Annotated in this window: 12 protein-coding genes and 1 pseudogene; all 13 read left to right on the top strand. The window is 62.7% G+C overall.

Features of this window, described 5'->3' with window-relative positions; all coding sequences use genetic code 11:
* Positions 1–236: 236 nt before the first annotated feature.
* The 13 genes and pseudogenes from HGO40_RS23210 to HGO40_RS23150 all read left to right on the top strand — a co-directional run bounded on the left by HGO40_RS23210 (position 237) and on the right by HGO40_RS23150 (position 18,363).
* Positions 237–683: a DUF411 domain-containing protein gene (locus tag HGO40_RS23210; protein ID WP_186705711.1), complete on the top strand. Its 447-nt coding sequence runs from the start codon at positions 237–239 to the stop codon at positions 681–683.
* Positions 683–1,117: pseudogene (locus HGO40_RS23205) on the top strand (YqaA family protein). Before HGO40_RS23210 ends, HGO40_RS23205 begins: the two are co-directional and overlap by 1 nt.
* A gap of 85 nt (positions 1,118–1,202) precedes the next feature.
* Positions 1,203–2,234, top strand: coding sequence for an alpha/beta fold hydrolase (locus tag HGO40_RS23200; RefSeq protein WP_250964908.1), 1,032 nt, complete (start codon positions 1,203–1,205; stop codon positions 2,232–2,234).
* An 11-nt stretch (positions 2,235–2,245) separates the two neighbouring features.
* On the top strand, positions 2,246–3,208 hold the full coding sequence (locus tag HGO40_RS23195) for a D-2-hydroxyacid dehydrogenase family protein (RefSeq protein ID WP_250964907.1): 963 nt from the start codon (positions 2,246–2,248) through the stop codon (positions 3,206–3,208).
* Positions 3,209–3,849: 641 nt separating this feature from the next.
* The gene (gene glgA, locus HGO40_RS23190) at positions 3,850–5,421 is read left to right on the top strand and encodes a glycogen synthase GlgA (protein ID WP_250964906.1); all 1,572 of its coding nucleotides are present in this window, start codon (positions 3,850–3,852) and stop codon (positions 5,419–5,421) included.
* Between the two features lie 7 nt (positions 5,422–5,428).
* Positions 5,429–7,231, top strand: coding sequence for a malto-oligosyltrehalose trehalohydrolase (gene treZ, locus HGO40_RS23185; protein ID WP_250964905.1), 1,803 nt, complete (start codon positions 5,429–5,431; stop codon positions 7,229–7,231).
* Positions 7,228–9,306, top strand: a complete 2,079-nt coding sequence (gene malQ / locus HGO40_RS23180; RefSeq protein WP_250964904.1) for a 4-alpha-glucanotransferase — start codon at positions 7,228–7,230, stop codon at positions 9,304–9,306. The genes treZ and malQ overlap by 4 nt, the downstream gene beginning before the upstream one ends.
* A complete protein-coding gene (locus HGO40_RS23175) occupies positions 9,303–12,089 on the top strand; it encodes a malto-oligosyltrehalose synthase (protein WP_250964903.1) in 2,787 nt (928 codons plus the stop codon). The genes malQ and HGO40_RS23175 overlap by 4 nt, the downstream gene beginning before the upstream one ends.
* Before the next feature lie 20 nt (positions 12,090–12,109).
* Positions 12,110–12,463: a DUF2934 domain-containing protein gene (locus HGO40_RS23170; RefSeq protein ID WP_250964902.1), complete on the top strand. Its 354-nt coding sequence runs from the start codon at positions 12,110–12,112 to the stop codon at positions 12,461–12,463.
* A 259-nt stretch (positions 12,464–12,722) separates the two neighbouring features.
* Entirely contained in the window at positions 12,723–14,882 is a 2,160-nt protein-coding gene (gene glgX / locus HGO40_RS23165) for a glycogen debranching protein GlgX (protein WP_250964901.1), read from the top strand.
* Between the two features lie 248 nt (positions 14,883–15,130).
* Positions 15,131–15,895, top strand: coding sequence for a PIG-L deacetylase family protein (locus tag HGO40_RS23160; RefSeq protein WP_186705721.1), 765 nt, complete (start codon positions 15,131–15,133; stop codon positions 15,893–15,895).
* A gap of 451 nt (positions 15,896–16,346) precedes the next feature.
* Positions 16,347–17,111: an endonuclease/exonuclease/phosphatase family protein gene (locus HGO40_RS23155; RefSeq protein ID WP_284739213.1), complete on the top strand. Its 765-nt coding sequence runs from the start codon at positions 16,347–16,349 to the stop codon at positions 17,109–17,111.
* A 337-nt stretch (positions 17,112–17,448) separates the two neighbouring features.
* On the top strand, positions 17,449–18,363 hold the full coding sequence (locus HGO40_RS23150; RefSeq protein ID WP_250964899.1) for an autotransporter domain-containing protein: 915 nt from the start codon (positions 17,449–17,451) through the stop codon (positions 18,361–18,363).
* The last annotated feature ends 178 nt before the right edge of the window (positions 18,364–18,541 follow it).

Below are 18,541 nucleotides of genomic sequence, written 5' to 3'. Positions count from 1 at the left end.
CCGCGACACCCAATTGCTCGAGTGGCCCCCGTGTGGCAGCTAGATGGCTCGCTATCGGGGGCCAACATAAAACACCCTTGACGGCGCACCCTCCGCTATCGCGAGCAAGCTCGCTCCCACAGGTTTTCTTCCGCCCCCCACCTGACAATTCTGTAATCCCCGCCTCAGCCCCCTGTCAGCTCGTGCTCGCTACTCTGTTATCCTCCCTCCAAACCGTACGACACGAGACCACCTCCATGGCCAACCCCCTGCACCTGCTCGCCTTGAGCGCCCTGTTCCTCACCTCCCTGGCCCAGGCCGCCGAGCCGGTGACCATCGATGTGCACCGCGATGCCAATTGCGGCTGCTGCAAAAAGTGGATCTCGCATCTGCAAGAAAACGGCTTCAAGGTCAACGACCATGTCGAGGCCGACATGAGCTCGGTCAAGCAACGCCTGGGCGTAGCGCCGAACCTGCGCTCCTGCCACACCGCCGAAATCAACGGCAAATTCGTCGAAGGCCATGTCCCGGCCGACCAGGTGCTGGCGTTGGGCAAGCGCGATGACTTGCTCGGCGTCGCCGCCCCGGGCATGCCCATGGGCTCGCCCGGCATGGAAATGGATGGCATGAGCGACGCTTATCAAGTGATCGGCCAGAAAAAAGACGGGACCCAAACCGTGGTGGCGGATTACCCGGCCCACTGATGGGCGAAGCCTATATCGGCTTGTTCCTGGCGGCGTTCGGCGCGGCGACCTTGTTGCCGCTGCAGTCGGAGGCCTAGTTGGTCGGCCTGTTGCTCAGCGAGCGCCACGAAACCGGGTTGCTGCTCGCGGTCGCCACGGTCGGCAACGTCCTGGGTTCGCTGGTGAACTGGTGGCTGGGCACGCGCCTGGAACACTTCAAGGACCGCCGCTGGTTTCCGGTCAGCCCGGCCCATCTGGACAAGGCTCGCAGGCATTATCAGCGCTTCGGCCGCTGGTCGCTGTTGCTCAGTTGGCTGCCGATCATCGGCGACCCGCTGACCCTGGTGGCGGGGGTGATGGGCGAGCCGTGGCGGCGTCTCCTGCTGATCGTGACCCTGGCCAAAGGCATGCGCTATGGCGTGCTCGCCCTGGCCACGCTGGGCTGGATGGGTTGAACGTTCGGGCCGTTCGGTTGCCTGTGGTTAATGTCGCCATAATCGGGTCGCGCCAGGATCGGCGGCGGCCACAAGGAGATCGACCATGTCCCGAATCATGCCCCGTTGGTTGCCCAGCCTGTTCCTCACCGCCGCCCTGCCCCTGCTTGCCCAGGCCGCCAATCCCCCGGAAGGCCCGGCCTACGGTGCGCAGCTGGAAGGCTTCGAATACCCCTACACCCTCAAGCATTTCGCCTTACAGTCCCAGGGCCAATCCTTGCAGATGGGCTATATGGACGTGCCGGCCCAAGGCAAGGTCAATGGCCGCACCGTGGTGCTGATGCACGGCAAGAATTTCTGCGCCGCCACCTGGGGCGATTCGATCAAGACCCTCAGCGAGGCCGGCTACCGGGTCGTCGCGGCAGACCAGATTGGCTTCTGCACCTCGAGCAAACCCGAGTATTACCAGTACAGCTTCCAACAACTGGCAACCAACACCCAGGCCTTGCTCAAGGCCCTCGGCGTACAGAAAGCCATCGTCCTCGGCCATTCCACCGGCGGCATGCTCGCCACCCGCTACGCGTTGCAGTTTCCCGATCAGGTCGAACGCCTGGCAATGGTCAACCCCATCGGCCTGGAAGACTGGAAAGCCTTGGGCGTGCCCTACCGCACCGTGGACCAATGGTACGCCCGTGAGCTGAAGGTCACCGCCGAGGGGATTCGCAATTACGAGCGCACTACCTATTACGCCGGCCGCTGGAAACCTGAGTTCGACCGTTGGGTGGACATGCTTGCCGGCTTGAACAAGGGCCCGGGTCATCAGCAAGTGGCATGGAACTCGGCGCTGATCTACGACATGATCTTCACCCAGCCGGTCTACTACGAGTTCAAGGACCTGACCGTGCCCACCCTGCTGCTGATCGGCACCTCGGACACCACCGCCATCGGCAGCGACATCGCGCCGCCGGCGGTCAAGGCCAAACTGGGCCACTACGAGGTACTGGGCAAGCAGGTGGCCGGGCTGATTCCGCGCGCGACCCTGGTGGAGTTCCCCAATCTGGGGCACGCCCCGCAAATGGAAGAGCCGGATCGGTTCCATAAGGCGCTGCTCGGCTGGCTGGACAAACCCATTCCCTGACGAGGTGATCCATGGCGGTGCAAATAGCAGTCATAGACGATTGGCAAGATGTGGCACGCGGCGTGGTGGATTGGTCGGTGCTCGACAGCGTCGGCCAGGTGACGTTTCTCCATGACTATCCCGCCGACCGCGACACCCTCGCCGAACGTTTGCAGCGCTTCGAGGTGATCTGCGTGATGCGCGAACGCACCGTGTTCGACGAAGGCCTGCTGCGCCGCCTGCCCAATCTCAAGCTGCTCCTCACCGGCGGCATGCGCAATGCCGCCCTGGACCTGAAGGCCGCCGCCGAATTGGGCATCCAGGTCTGCGGCACCGACAGCTACAAGCACGCCACGCCCGAACTGACCTGGGCGCTGATCATGGCCCTGACCCGCAACCTGGTGCAGGAAGCCAATGCCTTGCGCGCCGGGCTGTGGCAGCAAGGCCTGGGCGGCGACCTGCACGGCAAGACGCTGGCAATCCTCGGCCTGGGCAGCATCGGCACGCGGGTGGCGCAATTCGGCCAGGTGTTCGGCATGCGGGTCATCGCCTGGAGCCAGAACCTCAGCGCCGAACGAGCCGCCGAAGTGGGCGTGACCTATGTCAGCAAACAAGCGTTGTTCGAACAGGCCGACATCCTCTCTATCCACCTGGTGCTCGGCGAACGCACCCGCGGCCTGGTGGATGCCCAGGCGCTGGCCTGGATGAAACCCGAGGCGCTGCTGGTCAACACCTCCCGCGGGCCTATCGTCGATGAAACCGCCCTGATCGACGCCCTCCAGCACAAACGCTTGGCCGGTGCCGCCCTGGACGTCTTTGCCCAGGAGCCCTTGCCTGCCGCCCATCCGTTCCGAACGCTGGACAACGTACTGGCCACGCCCCATGTGGGTTACGTCAGCCGACAGAATTACCAGCGGTTCTATTCCTTGATGATCGAGGACCTGTTGGCTTGGGCGGCGGGCACGCCGATTCGGTTGCTGACGCCGGCGGGCTGAGCAGGAGCATCACTGTTCCCTTTGTGGGAGCGAGCTTGCTCGCGATAGCGGAGGGTCAGTTGCAGGGTTGGTGACGGGCACACCGCCATCGCGCGCAAGCTCGCTCCCACAGGGAACAGGGGTGTTTCCAGTGGGCGTGATTAGCCATCAAAACGCCGCTATTTCACCCGCCCCCCGATGGTGCGTCGCGCCATCCCATCGCGCACATCAGTGAACCAACTCCCTCCCCCTACACTTTTTTCTTTTCAGGAATGTGCACTTCGTCGGTGCGTATTCCCCAACGTCGTGTAAGACATTGCCGCTAAAAAACGTGATTGTCGGACAATGCGACGAACCGAGCCGCACCGCTCTAGGATCTGACCTAGACTGCCTAACCGGGAGGAAAACCGACCGGTCATCCAGACGAAAAAAAGTCGAAACTTTTCGCAACGGCGACAGGTCAGGTTAGAGGTAGGGCAATAGCGACTGGTGCAGTCCTTGCACTGGTCATTGCAACAGCTCCTCCAGCTGCTTCGCTTCGCCGCGTTTGGGTAGCCGTTCGCTTTCCTTCGTAGCGCTTGTGCGCCTGGCCGCAGGATTCGGCCAATGAAACAACAGCTCTGGCGCTTGCCGGAAACAGATCGAGAAAATGGGAGATATTTATGATCAGTGCTGCCTTGGAACCACAACAAGTCCGTTCACAATTACCGCCGGCGGCCGAATCGCCGACGGCCCCGGTGCTGGCCACCGGCGGCAAGGCACTGCTCCCCGTCGCTCGACAGAATCCCAACCGCAAGAAAGTCCTGTTCGTCACCTCGGAAATCGCCGACCTGGTCAAGACCGGCGGCCTGGGCGACGTGTCCTCGGCACTGCCCCGGGCCATGGCCGGGCTGCATGATGTCCGGGTACTGATCCCCGGCTATCCGCAAGTGATGAACAGCGGCAATCCGATCCACATCATCGGCGAACTGGGCGGCCACGCAGCACTGCCGCCCTGCAAGATCGGGCGCATGGACATGGCCGATGGCCTGGTGATCTACGTCCTGATCTGCCCGGAACTGTTCGCCCGCGAAGGCTCGCCCTACGGTGCCAACAACGGCCGCGACTGGCCCGATAACCACATTCGCTTCGCCCGCCTGGGCCTTGCCGCCGCCGACATCGCCGCCAACCTCGCGCAGATTCACTGGTGCCCGGACCTGGTCCACGCCCACGATTGGCCAGCCGGGTTGGCGCCCGCTTATATGCACTGGCGCGGGCAACGCACCCCGACCCTGTTCACCATCCACAACCTGGCCTACCAGGGCGTGGTCAGCCTGGCGTCCTGCCCGGAACTGGGCATCCCCGAGCACGCCCTGCAACAGGAAGGCATGGAGTTCTACGGCAAACTGTCGTTCCTCAAGGCCGGGATGGCCTACTCCAGCCATATCACCACCGTCAGCGCCACCTACGCCCAGGAGATCACCACCCCGGCGTTTGGTTGCGGGCTCGACGGTTTCCTCGCGGCCAAGACCCAACAAGGCTTGCTCAGCGGCATTCCCAACGGCATCGACGAAAGCTGGGATTCGGCCACCGACTCGCACCTGTTCCGCCAGTTCGCCATCGGCGACTGGGATGGCAAGGCGGTCAATGCGAGCCATGTGCGTGAACTGTTTGGCCTCGACGACTCCACGGGCCCGCTGTTCGCCGTGGTGTCGCGCCTGGTCTACCAGAAAGGCCTGGACCTGACCGAAGCGGTCGCCGAGTTCATCGTCGAGTCCGGTGGCCAGATCGCCATCATCGGCCGTGGCGAACCGGAGGAAGAACAAGCCATGCGCGAACTGGCGCTGCGCTTCCCCGGCCGCATCGGCGTACGCATCGGCTTCAACGAAACCGATGCCCGGCGCATGTTCGCCGGCAGCGACTTCCTGCTGATGCCATCGCGCTACGAGCCTTGCGGCTTGAGCCAGATGTACGCCCAACGCTTCGGCTCGTTGCCGGTGGCGCGCAATACCGGAGGCTTGGCGGACACCATCGAAGATGGCATCACCGGTTTCCTGTTCGATGAGTCCACGGTGGAGAGCTACAAACAGGCCTTGAGCCGGGCCTTCAAGGTCTTCGAGTTCCCCGACCTGCTCAACGCCATGCGCTGCCGGGCCATGTCGGCGCCGTTCAACTGGTGCAAGGCCGTGGAAGCCTACGCCGAACTCTACGCACAGCTGGTGGCAAAGTCCCTGGGAAAATCGGCCAGACAATGAGGTAACAATGACGTCAAGGACGCCTGAAACATGGACCCACGGCGCGGTGATGCTGGATGACGAGCACACCCGCTTCGCACTCTGGGCCCCGGATGCCTTTTTTGTCAGTGTCGAACTCGACACTGGCGATTCAATACCGCTACTGCCCCAAGCCGACGGCTGGTTCATGATCCAGACCCGTTGCCCCGCCGGCACCCGCTATCGCTACAACATCGACGGCGAGCTGGAGGTGCCGGACCCGGCCTCTCGCGCCCAGGCCGGCGACATTGACCGCCACAGCGTGGTGGTCGACCCCCATGCCTACTCCTGGCGGCACACCCAGTGGTCCGGCCGCCCCTGGCACGAAGCCGTGATCTACGAACTGCACGTGGGCGCCCTCGGCGGTTTCAATGGGCTCGAACAGCATCTAGCGCGCCTGGCGGGGCTGGGCGTCACCGCCATCGAGCTGATGCCGCTGGCGCAGTTTCCCGGTGATCGCAACTGGGGCTACGACGGGGTGCTGCCCTACGCGCCCCAGGCGTCCTATGGCACGCCTGAACAGCTCAAGCATCTGATCGACAGTGCCCACGGTCATGGCCTGTCCGTCATCCTGGATGTGGTCTACAACCACTTCGGCCCTGATGGCAACTACCTGCACCGCTATGCCAAGGGATTCTTCCGCGAAGACAAGCACACGCCCTGGGGCGCGGCGATTGATTTTCGCCGTCGCGAAGTGCGGGACTTCTTCATCGACAATGCGCTGATGTGGCTGTTGGAATACCGTTTCGACGGTCTGCGCCTCGACGCGGTGCATGCCATCGAAGACCCGGACTTCCTTCAAGAACTGGCAGCCAGGGTGCGCGAACAGGTGGACCCGGTCCGGCATGTCTGGCTGACCGTGGAAAACGAACACAACCAGGCCAGCCTGCTGGAACAAGGCTACGACGCCCAGTGGAACGACGACGGCCACAATGCCTTGCACGTGCTGCTGACCGGCGAGACCGACGCCTACTACGCCGACTATGCCGAGCAGCCGACGGAACAACTGGCACGCTGCCTCAGCCAGGGTTTTGTCTTCCAGGGCCACATCAATCGCCATGGCGAATCCCGGGGCGAGCCCAGTGGCCACCTGCCGCCGAGCGCATTCGTGCTGTTCCTGCAAAACCATGACCAGCTCGGCAACCGTGCCCTCGGCGAACGCTTGCATCAGCTCGCCGCCCCCCAGGCCCTGCAAGCAGCGACGGCCTTGTTGCTGTTGTCACCGATGATCCCACTGCTGTTCATGGGCGATGAAGCAATGGCCGAACAACCGTTCCTGTTCTTTACCAGCCACCATGGCGAGCTGGCGGAACTCGTGCGCGAAGGCCGACGCAACGAGTTCAAGGCCTTCAGTGCTTTCGCCGACCCGCAGCAACGCGAGCGAATTCCCGACCCCAACGCGGCCGGCACCTTCGAGGCGTCACGCCCGAGCCTGGAACCACAGCGACCGGAGCAACAGGCCAGCGAGGCGCTGTATCGCCAACTGCTGAAAATCCGCCGTGAGGACATCGTCCCGCGCCTGCCCGGCGCTCAAGCCCTCGGGGCCGATGTGCTGGGCCATGGCGCCGTCAGCGCACGCTGGCGACTGGGCGATGGCAGCGTGTTGCGCATCGACCTGAACCTTGGCGAACGCCCCGTCGAACACCAGGCTCCGGAAGAGGTACGCATTCTTTTCGAACATCCGCAGCAGGCCATGGGTCTGTTGCAACAGGGCGTCCTTGCGCCCTACAGCGCGCTGGTCAGTCTGACGCAGGCGACAACCTTGCCCACCATCACTGGAGAGCGCCTATGAGCGATGCGCAACTGGAAATCCTCGCCGGCCGAGCGGGCCTGGCGGTGGATTGGATCGATGCCAATGGCAGGGCCCAGAAAGTCTCGCCGGCCGTCCTGCGCTCGGTCCTCACCGGCCTGGGCCATCCCGCCGGCAGCGCCCAGGAAATCGACGCCAGCCTGCTGCAGTTACAGGAGGATCAACAGAACCATCAACTGCCACCGCTGATCACCGCCGATGTCGGGGCCAGCCTGGACTTGAGCCGCTACTTCGAGGCCGGGACGCCCTGCGAAATCAAACTCGAAGACGGCGCGACACTGCACCTGAACCTCGATGCCGAGGCCAGGCTGCCAGGGATGGTCCCGGTGGGCTATCAGCACGTCCATATCCAGAACCAGCATTTCACCCTGGCCGTCGCACCGGCCCGCTGCTACAGCGTGGCCGATGCGGTGGACGACCCGACGCCCCGGGCCTGGGGACTGAGCGCGCAGTTGTATGCCTTGCGACGCCCCGGCGACGGTGGTTTCGGTGACACCCAGGCCCTGGAAGAGCTGGCCCGGGTGGCCGGCGAGCGCGGTGCCGAGGCCATTGCCATCAGCCCGATGCACGCCATGTTCAGCAGCGACACCGGACGCTACAGCCCTTATTCGCCATCCAGCCGATTGTTTCTCAACAGCCTGTACGCCGCGCCCGGCACCATCCTCGGTGAACGTGCCCTGCGCACCGCCATCGACGCCACCGGCTTGACCAATCAACTGCGCAACCTGGAAGAGCAGCCGCTGATCGACTGGCCGGTCGCCGCCCAGGCCAAGCAGAAAATCCTCCGCGCCCTGTATGACGGGTTCAGCCAGGGCGCGCACCCGTTGCACGAAGACTTCAGCAGTTTTCGTCACAGCAGCGGTGAAGCACTGGAGAACCATTGCCGCTTCGAAGCCTTGCAGGCCGAACGCGCGGCCCGGGGCGAAAGCCTCGACTGGCGGCAGTGGCCGGAAGAACTGCGTGATCCACGCAGCGCGGCCCTGGCCCATTTCGCCGAGGAAAACGCCGATGAGATCGGCTTCTACGCCTTTTGCCAATGGTTGATTGCCCGTTGCCTGGAACGCGCCCAGAGCGCCGCCAAGTCCAGCGGCATGGGCATCGGCTTGATCGCCGACCTGGCGGTGGGCGCCGACGGTGGCGGCAGCCAGGCCTGGAGCCGCCAGGACGAACTGCTCGCGTCACTGACCGTGGGCGCGCCGCCGGACATTCTCAACCGCTCCGGCCAAGGCTGGGGCATCTCGGCGTTTTCCCCGGAAGGCCTGATGCGCAACGGCTTTCGCGCCTTCATTGAAATGCTGCGGGCCAACTTTGCCCACGCCGGCGGCTTGCGCATCGACCATGTAATGGGCTTGCAGCGGCTCTGGGTGATTCCTAACGACGCCCCACCCAGCGATGGCGCCTACCTGTATTACCCAGTGGACGACCTGCTGCGCCTGCTGGCACTGGAGTCCCATCGCCACCAGGCCATCGTGCTCGGCGAAGACCTCGGTACCGTGCCGGATGGCTTGCGGGAAAAACTCATCGCCCGCTCGATCCTGGGCATGCGCGTACTGTTGTTCGAACAGGACAACACCCACTTCAAGCCCATCCTCGACTGGCCGGACAACGCCCTGGCGACCACCAGCACCCATGACCTGCCAACGCTAAACGGCTGGTGGCACGGTCATGACATCGACTGGAACGCCCGGCTGGACCTGATCGATTCCCCCACCGAGATGGACTGGCGCAAACACCGCGAGCGCGAACGCGAAGGCCTGCGCCAAGTGCTGAACCAGGACCCGCAGAATTTTCGCGAAGAACATCGAGAGACCGACCAGGTGCTCGATGCCAGCGTGCGCTTCCTCGGCCACACCCGAGCGCCGCTGGTCTTGCTGCCACTCGAAGATGCCCTGGGCATCGAGGAGCAAGCCAACCTGCCCGGCACCATCGACACCCACCCCAACTGGCGCCGCCGCCTGACCCAACAGAGCCAGGCGCTGCTGGACCACCCGGCCGCCGCCCGGCGCCTGGAAATACTCGCCTGCGCGCGACTTCAGGCGAACGAGCGTGACCGATGAAACAGACGTTGATCCAACCACTGCGGGCTACGTTGCGCCTGCAGTTCCATAAAGGCTTCACCCTGGACGATGCCATCCCCCAGGTACCGTACTTCGCCTCGCTGGGCATCAGCCATATTTATGCTTCGCCGCTGCTCAAGGCCCGGGCCGGCGCCATGCACGGCTACGACGTTGTCGACCCGACCCTGGTCAATCCCGAACTGGGTGGCGAAGCCGCGCTCAAGCGCTTGGTTGCAACGTTGCGCGAGCACCGGATGGGCTTGATCCTCGACATCGTGTCCAATCACATGGCCGTCGGCGGCAATGACAATCCCTGGTGGCTGGATCTGCTGGAATGGGGACGCCTGAGCCCCTACGGCGAGTTTTTCGACATCCAGTGGCATTCCCCGGACCCGCTGATGGAAGGCCAGTTGTTGCTACCGTTCCTGGGCAGCGACTACGGCGTGACCTTGCAGGAAGGCACCCTGCAACTGCGCTTCGATTCCGCCCAGGGCAGCTTCTATGTCGAGCATTACGAACCCCGCTTCCCGATTTGCCCGATGCACTACGGCGAGCTGCTCAAGCCCGCCGAAACCCTGCCCGCCGAACAGGCCGAACCGCTCAAGGCCCTGGCCGAGCGCTTCACTACATTGAATTACCAGAGCGATGCCCACACCCTCGCCCGCCCGCTGCAAGCAGAGTTGCAGGACCTGGCGGCACACGCCGGCATCCTTGCCGCCATTGAGGACAACCTGGGCGCCTACGACTCCACCCAGCCCCAGGGTTTCGAGCGCCTGCATCAGTTGCTGGAGCGCCAGAGCTACCGGCTCGCCAGCTGGCGCACCGCAGCGGACGACATCAATTGGCGGCGTTTTTTCGATGTCAACGAACTGGGCGGGCTGCGGGTCGAGCGTCCGGCCGTATTCGAAGCCACCCATGCCAAGATTTTCGAACTGATCGGCGAAGATTTGGTGGATGGGCTGCGGATCGATCATATCGACGGTCTCGCAGACCCTCGCGGTTACTGCCGCAAATTACGCAGGCGTCTTGACTCGTTGTCGCCGTCGCGGCACCTGCCGATCTTCGTCGAGAAAATCCTCGGCGATGGCGAGACCTTGCGCCGGGATTGGAACATCGATGGCAGTACCGGCTACGAGTTCATGAACCAGGTCTCGCTGCTGCAGCACGACCCGGCCGGTGCCTCCCCCCTCGCTGAATTCTGGAGCCGGCACAGCGAGCGGCCGGCACATTTCATTGAAGAAGCCCGCCTGGCTCGCCAACAGATTCTCAATGGTTCCTTGGCCGGGGATTTTGAAAGTGTCGCCCAGGCCCTGCTGCAAGTGGCCCGGGACGATGTGATGACCCGCGACCTGACCCTCGGCGCGATTCGGCGGGCCTTGCAGGCGTTGATCGTGCATTTCCCGGTATACCGCACCTACATCACGCCCATGGGGCGCTCCGCCGAAGACGAAGTGTTTTTCAACCAAGCCCTGGAAGGTGCCCGGCAAATACTCAGCGAAGCCGATTGGCCGGTGCTCGATTGCCTGGCCGGCTGGCTCGGTGGAATGCCCTGGCGGCAACGTCCGCGGGGCAGCCAGCGTAAACGCCTGCGTCACGCCTGCGTGCGCTTCCAGCAACTGACTTCGCCGGCGGCCGCCAAAGCCGTGGAGGACACCGCGCTCTATCGCTCGGCGGTGCTGCTGTCGCGCAATGACGTCGGCTATAACACCGAGCGCTTCAGCGCCCCGGTGCAAGAATTCCACCAGGCATGCCTCGAGCGACTCGAACATTTTCCCGACAACCTGATCACCACCGCCACCCACGACCACAAGCGCGGCGAAGACACCCGCGCCAGACTGGCCGTGCTCAGCGAGCGCGCCGATTGGTACGCCACCTGCGTCGAACAATGGCGCATCCTCTCGCCTTCGCTGCACAGCGACCCGTCTGCGCCCTCGGCCGGTGATGAACTGATCCTCTACCAAGCGTTGCTCGGCAGCTGGCCGCTGGACCTCGACCTCCAAGACCACAAGGCACTGGCCGAATACAACGAGCGCCTATGGCAATGGCAACGCAAGGCCCTGCGCGAAGCCAAGCTGCAAAGCAGCTGGGCGGCGGTCAACGATGCTTATGAACAAGCCACCCAGATGTTCCTCGAACGCTTGCTGCTGGGCGATGAGGGGCTGCCCTTGCGCAGCGCCATTGCCGAGGCGGTCCACGCCATGGCGCCGGCGGGTGCGCTCAACAGCCTGGCGCAAACTTTGCTGCGCATGACCGTACCCGGCGTGCCGGACCTGTACCAAGGCAACGAGTTCTGGGATTTCAGCCTGGTGGACCCGGACAACCGCCGCCCGGTGGATTTCCAGGCGCGCCGCGAGGCAATGCACGCCGACAACACGCCGGCCGCGCTGGTACGGGATTGGCGTGACGGCCGGATCAAGCAGGCATTGATCGCCAGGACGTTGGCCATGCGGGCCGAGTACCCGCAGCTATGGCGCCAGGGCCGCTACCAGCCGTTGGAAGTACTCGGCGAGCAGGCCCACCGGGTGCTGGCTTTCATGCGGGAGGACTCGCAGCAGCGAGCGATCATTGTCGTACCTGTCCATGTGGCGCATTTGCTGGAAAACAGTGCCGTGCCGCTGGTGGTTGCGTCGGATTGGGGCGATACCCGCGTGTCGTTACCGTTCGCCGCCAAGGATGAAAAACTGAAGGGAGTTTTTTCAAGCGCAACAGTCACACCCCAAAGGGAGCTGCTGATCAGCGCCGCGCTGGGGAATTTCCCGGTCAATGTCTTTATCCAATCTTGAGTTGAATCAGGAGCACTGCGATGAGTACCGACGATAAACGCATTCGTGAATTCGCCTATCAGATCTGGGAGTCCGAGGGTAAGCCCACCGGGCAGGAAAAACGCCACTGGGAGATGGCGCGCAAGCTCGCCGAAGCCGAAGCGCTGGCGCCGAGCAAGCCACCCAAGGCCGCGAGCAAATCGGCGGCCAGCAAGACCGACGGCGCCAAACCCGCTACCGCCACGAGCACCACGGCCAAGACTGCCGCAAAGAACACCACGCCCAAGGTCCAGCCAGCGGCCAAGCCTTCCGCGGCGACTGCAGCGACAGTGCCCCCCGTGAACAAGGCAGCCGACAAGAAGCCGCGGGCACCGCGCAAGCCGCCGGCGGTTTGATTTCTCCTGCGTCATCGGTCTCGGGCAATCATTTCTTCGTGCCAAAGGGGTTTGCATGTGGCGAGGGGATTCATCCCCGCTGGCGTGCGCAGCGCGCCCAAACGAGTGAACCCGATCAGCCTGTGACATTAACGCTGAATATTTGGGGCTGCTGCGCAGCCCAGCGGGGATAAATCCCCTCGCCACAGGTGAAGGGTGGAACCTACCCCGCTCTAATGAATCGCATCGCTGTATCTGTCTGTTTTTTGCAGGAGCAACTATGACCCGTCCAAACAAAACCACGCCGCCGCCCATTATCGAGGCTTCGCGGATTCGTGAAGGGCTGCCTTTTCCACTGGGTGCAACCTGGGATGGCCTCGGGGTCAATTTCGCGCTGTTTTCAGCCAACGCCACCAAGGTTGAACTGTGCATTTTCGACGATGCCGGCGAAGTCGAACTCGAACGCATCGAACTGCCGGAATACACCGACGAGATCTACCACGGCTATCTGCCGGATGCCCATCCGGGATTGATTTATGGCTACCGGGTCTACGGCCCGTACGACCCGGCGAACGGCCACCGCTTCAACCCGAACAAGTTGCTGATCGACCCCTACGCCAAGCAACTGGTCGGTCAATTGAAGTGGTCCGAAGCGTTGTTCGGCTATACCATCGGCCACCCCGATGGCGACCTCAGTTTCGATGAGCGTGACAGCGCCCCGTTCGTTCCCAAATGTAAAGTCATCGACCCCGCACACACCTGGGGCCACGACCATCGCGTCAGCGTGCCTTGGGACAAGACCATCCTGTATGAAACCCATGTGCGTGGCCTCACCATGCGTCATCCTTCGGTGCCTGAAAACGTGCGCGGTACCTTCGCCGGGGTGATGGTCGACGATGTGCTGGAGCATATCCGCAAGCTCGGGGTTTCCTCGGTGGAGCTACTGCCCATCCATGCCTTCGTCAACGACCAGCATTTGCTGCACAAAGGCATGACCAACTACTGGGGCTATAACAGCATTGCCTTCTTCGCGCCCGACCCGCGCTACCTGGCCAGTGGCAAGATCGCCGAATTCAAGGAAATGGTCGCCCACCTGCACGAGGCCAACCTGGAAGTCATCCTCGACGTGGTCTACAACCACACCGCCGAGGGCAACGAACAGGGGCCCACCCTGTCCATGCGCGGCATCGATAACGCCTCGTACTACCGGCTGATGCCCGACGACAAACGCTACTACATCAACGACTCCGGCACCGGCAACACCTTGGACCTGAGCCATCCTTGCGTGCTGCAGATGGTCACCGACTCCCTGCGTTACTGGGCCACGGAAATGCATGTCGATGGCTTCCGCTTCGACCTGGCGACGATCTTGGGCCGCTACCATGATGGCTTCGACGAGCGCCACAGTTTCCTCGTCGCCTGCCGCCAGGACCCGGTACTGCGCCAGGTGAAAATGATCGCCGAGCCTTGGGACTGCGGCCCGGGGGGCTATCAGGTAGGACGCTTCCCGCCGGGCTGGGTCGAGTGGAACGACAAGTTCCGCGATACGGTACGGGCGTTCTGGAAAGGTGACGACGGCCAGCTCGCCGACTTCGCCAGCCGAATGACCGCTTCGGGCGAGATGTTCAACCAGCGTGGCCGACGCCCGTACGCCTCGGTGAACTTTGTCACTGCTCACGACGGCTTCACCTTGCATGACCTGGTGTCGTACAACGACAAGCACAACGAAGCCAACGACGAAAACAACCAGGACGGCAGCAATAACAATCTGTCCTGGAACCATGGCGTCGAAGGTCCGACGGATGACCCTGAGATCAACACGCTGCGCCATCGGCAGATGCGCAACTTCTTCGCCACCCTGCTGCTGGCCCAAGGCACGCCGATGATCGTCGCTGGCGACGAGTTCGCCCGTACCCAGCACGGCAACAATAATGCCTATTGCCAGGACAGCGAGATCGGCTGGGTCAATTGGGACCTGAGCGAGGATGGCGCGGCGCTGCTCAAATTCGTCAAGCGCCTGATCAAGTTGCGCCTGACCTACCCGATCCTGCGTCGTGGACGCTTCCTGGTGGGCAACTACAACGAGGACATCGGCGTCAAGGACGTGACCTGGTTGGCCCCGGACGGCAGCGAAATGACCATCGAGCAGTGGCAGGACAGCCATGGCCGCTGCCTGGGCATGCTGATGGATGGCCGCGCCCAGGAAACCGGCATTCGGCGCAAGGGTGGCGATGCGACGCTGCTGCTGGTGGTCAACGCACACCATGACATCGTCAACTTCCGCTTGCCGGAAGTCCCCGAAGGCAGTTTCTGGACTTGCATGGTCGACACCAACCAGCCCAACGTTCGTGGACAGGAGCGCTTCGATTTCGAATCCGAGTATTCCGTCACCGGACGCTCGCTGCTGCTGTTCGAGCTGCAACGCGAAGAAGAGGATTGAACGATTCGCAGTTAACCTCATGGGGCCGCAAGGATGCGGTTTTTCCCTTCAAATCGTCCAGTTAGCCGAAAAAAAACCAGTTCAGATACACATGTCACGAGACGAATGGGCTGACATGGTCAATACTTCCCCCGTGGTAGTCTCCAGGATTCGGAGCGCCGTGAATCACAGCCATGCTCACATCGGTGCCACCGGACAGTAGGCCCGGTGCATGACTGAAAGATCGAACACCAACAAGGATGTCGCTTATGAAGCCCGCCTCTCGCCTGCCTGGCCGGCAGCACCCGCAAATCTGGAACAGTGCTGCGCAACTGGCCGATATTCCGATCATCAGTACCCAGACGCTCATTCCCGCCGGTGCCCGCGCCGTCATTCTCGCCCCGCACCCGGGCGATGAGGTAGGGGCCTGTGGCGGCTTGCTGCAATTGCTGAGCAACCTCGAACAGCCCATGTTGCTGGTTTCGGTCACCGATGGCGCCCTGGCCCACCCCGGTTCACCGTTGTGGACCGACGAGCGCCTGCGTACGCACCGCCCTCATCCCCAGGAAAGCGTCGACGCCCTGCACCGCCTGGGCATCGACGCCCATGGCCTGCAATGGGTACGCGGCGGTTTTCCGGAAAAAGACCTCGTGGAACACGAAGCTGAACTGGCCACCTTCATTGCGCGACACCTTCGCCCCGGCGACGTGGTGTTCAGCACCTGGCGCCAGGACGGCGACAGCGACCACGACACAGTAGGGCGCGCCGGAGCCTTGGCCGCCGACAGGATCGGGGTGGCGTTCAACGAACTGCCGGTGTGGGCCTGGCACTGGCCGGTCCGCGAGCAGAATAAAATCCCCTGGCACCGGGCTCGCAAGCTGCGCCTCGACGTCTGGACCACCGCCCGCAAGCGTCACGCCATGCACGCCTACGTCAGCCAACTCAGCGGCGAACCGGCGAGCGGCATCGCCCCACTGTTGCCCAGGGTCATCCTTGACCGGATGGGTTTGCCGTATGAGATTGTCTTTATCTGAACACACACCTGTGAAAGCGGGTTTGTTCGCGGGTGACGGTGATTCAGACACACCGCTATCGCGAGCAGGCTCGCTCCCACAGTGTTTACCGCTGGGCGTGATGGCTTGAACGCTTTTGTGGCGAGGGAGCTTGCTCCCGCTCGGCTGCGTAGGAGCTGTCGAGTGCAACGAGGCTGCGATCTTGCCCCTAGCAATTGAGTCCAAAGCGAAAGATCAAAAGATCGCAGCCTCCGGCGGGAGCAAGCTCCCTCGCCACAAGAGCGGTGTGTTGATTGGAATGATCAGGAGTGAACAGCAGAAAAAACTGTGGGAGCGAGCTTGCTCGCGATGGCGATCAGCAAGGATATGAAAAATCCGGAACTGCCGGTGCCTTGGGTCAGTCGCATGAACAAGTACGTCTGATTCAGGAGCGAACGTGACTCAAGACCCCGATTCGCGAGCCGTCGAACCCATGCCATCGGACGCGCCTGCGACGGTTCATCGGCTGCGGGTCCTGACGGTCAACACCCACAAGGGCTTCACCGCCCTCAACCGGCGCTTCATCCTGCCCGAATTGCGCGAAGCGGTGCGCAGTACCGGTGCCGACCTGGTGTTCCTGCAAGAGGTACTGGGCGAACATGACCGCCACGCGTCACGCTACGACAACTGGCCCCAGACGTCCCAGTACGAATTCCTCGCCGACAGCATGTGGAGCGACTTCGCCTACGGCCGTAATGCGGTCTACCCCGATGGCCACCATGGCAATGCCCTGCTCTCCAAATACCCGATCCGCCAGTTCCGCAATCTCGACGTGTCCATCACCGGCCCGGAGCGGCGCGGGTTATTGCATTGCGTGCTGGATGTGCCGGGCCACGCCGAGGTCCACGGCATCTGTGTGCATTTGAGCCTGTTGGAAAGCCATCGCCAATTGCAACTCAAACTGCTCTGCCAACTGCTCGACTCACTGCCCGAGGATGCGCCGGTGATCATCGCCGGTGACTTCAACGACTGGCAACTGCGCGGCAACCTCGCCCTCGCCCGCCGTGGTTACCTGCACGAAGCCTTCGAGCACCACCTCGGCCGTCCCGCCAGGACTTACCCGGCTCGCTTCCCGCTGTTGCGCCTGGACCGCGTCTACCTGCGCAACGCCACCAGCCATTCCCCGCAAATACTGGGCAACAAACCCTGGACCCACCTGAGCGACCACCTGCCCCTTTCGGTGGAAGTGCACTTGTAGAACGGGCCTTCCCTCAGTCTTTTTGCGCGTAGACCTGTTAGACAGGCGCCCGCGACGGAGCTTTGACGCCGAAACAACCACCTTAATACTCAATTGAAATCAGCGTGTTATTGACGCTGATTTCATCTTGCCATTCGTCGTTCATTTTCTTGACGCACCGCCATCAGTCTTCTTGACTACACCGTACTACCCCCGGAAACACAGTCAGGGGCAGGCCTCTGGAACCCGCCGAGACGGGCCGCCAGAGGCTTGCCCCAATCCATTCGGTCGCCCCTCATTCGGGGTAGGAGAGACGCCAAAAAAGCGAGAAACGCATGCGATTGCAAGGCAGGCCACCATGAAAACCTCCCACCGTCCGCAAGAACTCTCCACTACTTTTCATACCGTCTCGACGTCGTTGCTGCTGCTTTCATCCATGGAGGTACAGGCCTGGCCTGCCGAGGAGACGACGCAGCCCTGGTATGGCCGAGCACCGTCTACCCACCTCGATGCCGCACACTTTGCAAGCGAGCCGACTTCCGGTAAGAGCCCCGCCCTGTTCACCTTGCGAAACGACAGCGGCCATACCCAGCGCATGGGGCTGATCAGCGGACAAAACCAGATCATTTCGACCGGCGGCGGCCTGCTGGTGATGCCCGCACAGGCCGAACCGGCCACAGATGCCCTCAACCTGAAAGGTTCGAGCCTCGGCGCCTATTGGAGCCTGACCGGCCCGGCGGGCTGGCACGTCGACCTGAGCGCCAGCGGCGGTCGGGTCAATGGCTACAGCCGCACCGAACAAGGCCAGCGCCAGGCCGCCCAAGGCCATGCAATGACGCTGTCGGTCGAAGGTGGTTTTCCTATCGGGATCAGCACCCACTGGGTGGTCGAACCCCAGGCACAACTGATCAACCAGCGCGTCACCCTGAACACGTCGAACGCCGAAAGCGGCTCCGGCGATGAACTGAGCAGTTGGAGTGGCCGTGTTGGCGCACGGCTGAAAGGGACCTATCAAGTCAACGGTCTCGGCGTGGAACCTTACGTTCGAACCAACCTGTGGCACACCGTCCAGAGCGCCGGTACCGTATCCCTGGACAAGGTCGACAAGATCAGCAGCAGCCGAAAATCCTCCACCGTCGAAGTCGGCCTGGGGCTGGTGGCTCGGGTTACGCCGGCGGTCAGCCTGTATGTCAGCGCCGATTACAGCAGCGACGTCGATGACAACGACCTCAATGGCATCATTACCAGCATGGGGGTGCGGATGCGTTGGTGAGTTATCGATATTCCAATCGCCGATTGGCCTGTAGGAGCTGTCGAGCGCAGCGAGGCTGCGATCTTTTGATCTTCGCTTGAGATTCAAGCGCCTGGGAAAAGATCGCAGCCTCGCTGCGCTCGTCAGCTCCTACAACGTAGCCCGGCGCGAGCAATCTGCCGCCACTTAAAAAACACCT

The organism is Pseudomonas sp. CG7, assembly GCF_023701885.1.
GTDB lineage: Bacteria > Pseudomonadota > Gammaproteobacteria > Pseudomonadales > Pseudomonadaceae > Aquipseudomonas > Aquipseudomonas zanjanensis.
The sequence above is the reverse complement of the archived record's forward strand: the minus strand, read 5'-3'. Positions and strand labels throughout refer to the sequence as shown.

What these genes read in the sequence shown, in the direction of transcription:
- malQ (WP_250964904.1), top strand. Translation starts at nt 7,228, where the DNA reads ATGAGCGATGCGCAACTGGAAATCCTCGCCGGCCGAGCGGGCCTGGCG.
- glgX (WP_250964901.1), top strand. Translation starts at nt 12,723, where the DNA reads ATGACCCGTCCAAACAAAACCACGCCGCCGCCCATTATCGAGGCTTCG.
- HGO40_RS23160 (WP_186705721.1), top strand. Translation starts at nt 15,131, where the DNA reads ATGAAGCCCGCCTCTCGCCTGCCTGGCCGGCAGCACCCGCAAATCTGG.
- glgA (WP_250964906.1), top strand. Translation starts at nt 3,850, where the DNA reads ATGATCAGTGCTGCCTTGGAACCACAACAAGTCCGTTCACAATTACCG.
- HGO40_RS23200 (WP_250964908.1), top strand. Translation starts at nt 1,203, where the DNA reads ATGTCCCGAATCATGCCCCGTTGGTTGCCCAGCCTGTTCCTCACCGCC.
- HGO40_RS23150 (WP_250964899.1), top strand. Translation starts at nt 17,449, where the DNA reads ATGAAAACCTCCCACCGTCCGCAAGAACTCTCCACTACTTTTCATACC.
- HGO40_RS23175 (WP_250964903.1), top strand. Translation starts at nt 9,303, where the DNA reads ATGAAACAGACGTTGATCCAACCACTGCGGGCTACGTTGCGCCTGCAG.
- treZ (WP_250964905.1), top strand. Translation starts at nt 5,429, where the DNA reads ATGACGTCAAGGACGCCTGAAACATGGACCCACGGCGCGGTGATGCTG.
- HGO40_RS23170 (WP_250964902.1), top strand. Translation starts at nt 12,110, where the DNA reads ATGAGTACCGACGATAAACGCATTCGTGAATTCGCCTATCAGATCTGG.
- HGO40_RS23155 (WP_284739213.1), top strand. Translation starts at nt 16,347, where the DNA reads ATGCCATCGGACGCGCCTGCGACGGTTCATCGGCTGCGGGTCCTGACG.
- HGO40_RS23210 (WP_186705711.1), top strand. Translation starts at nt 237, where the DNA reads ATGGCCAACCCCCTGCACCTGCTCGCCTTGAGCGCCCTGTTCCTCACC.
- HGO40_RS23195 (WP_250964907.1), top strand. Translation starts at nt 2,246, where the DNA reads ATGGCGGTGCAAATAGCAGTCATAGACGATTGGCAAGATGTGGCACGC.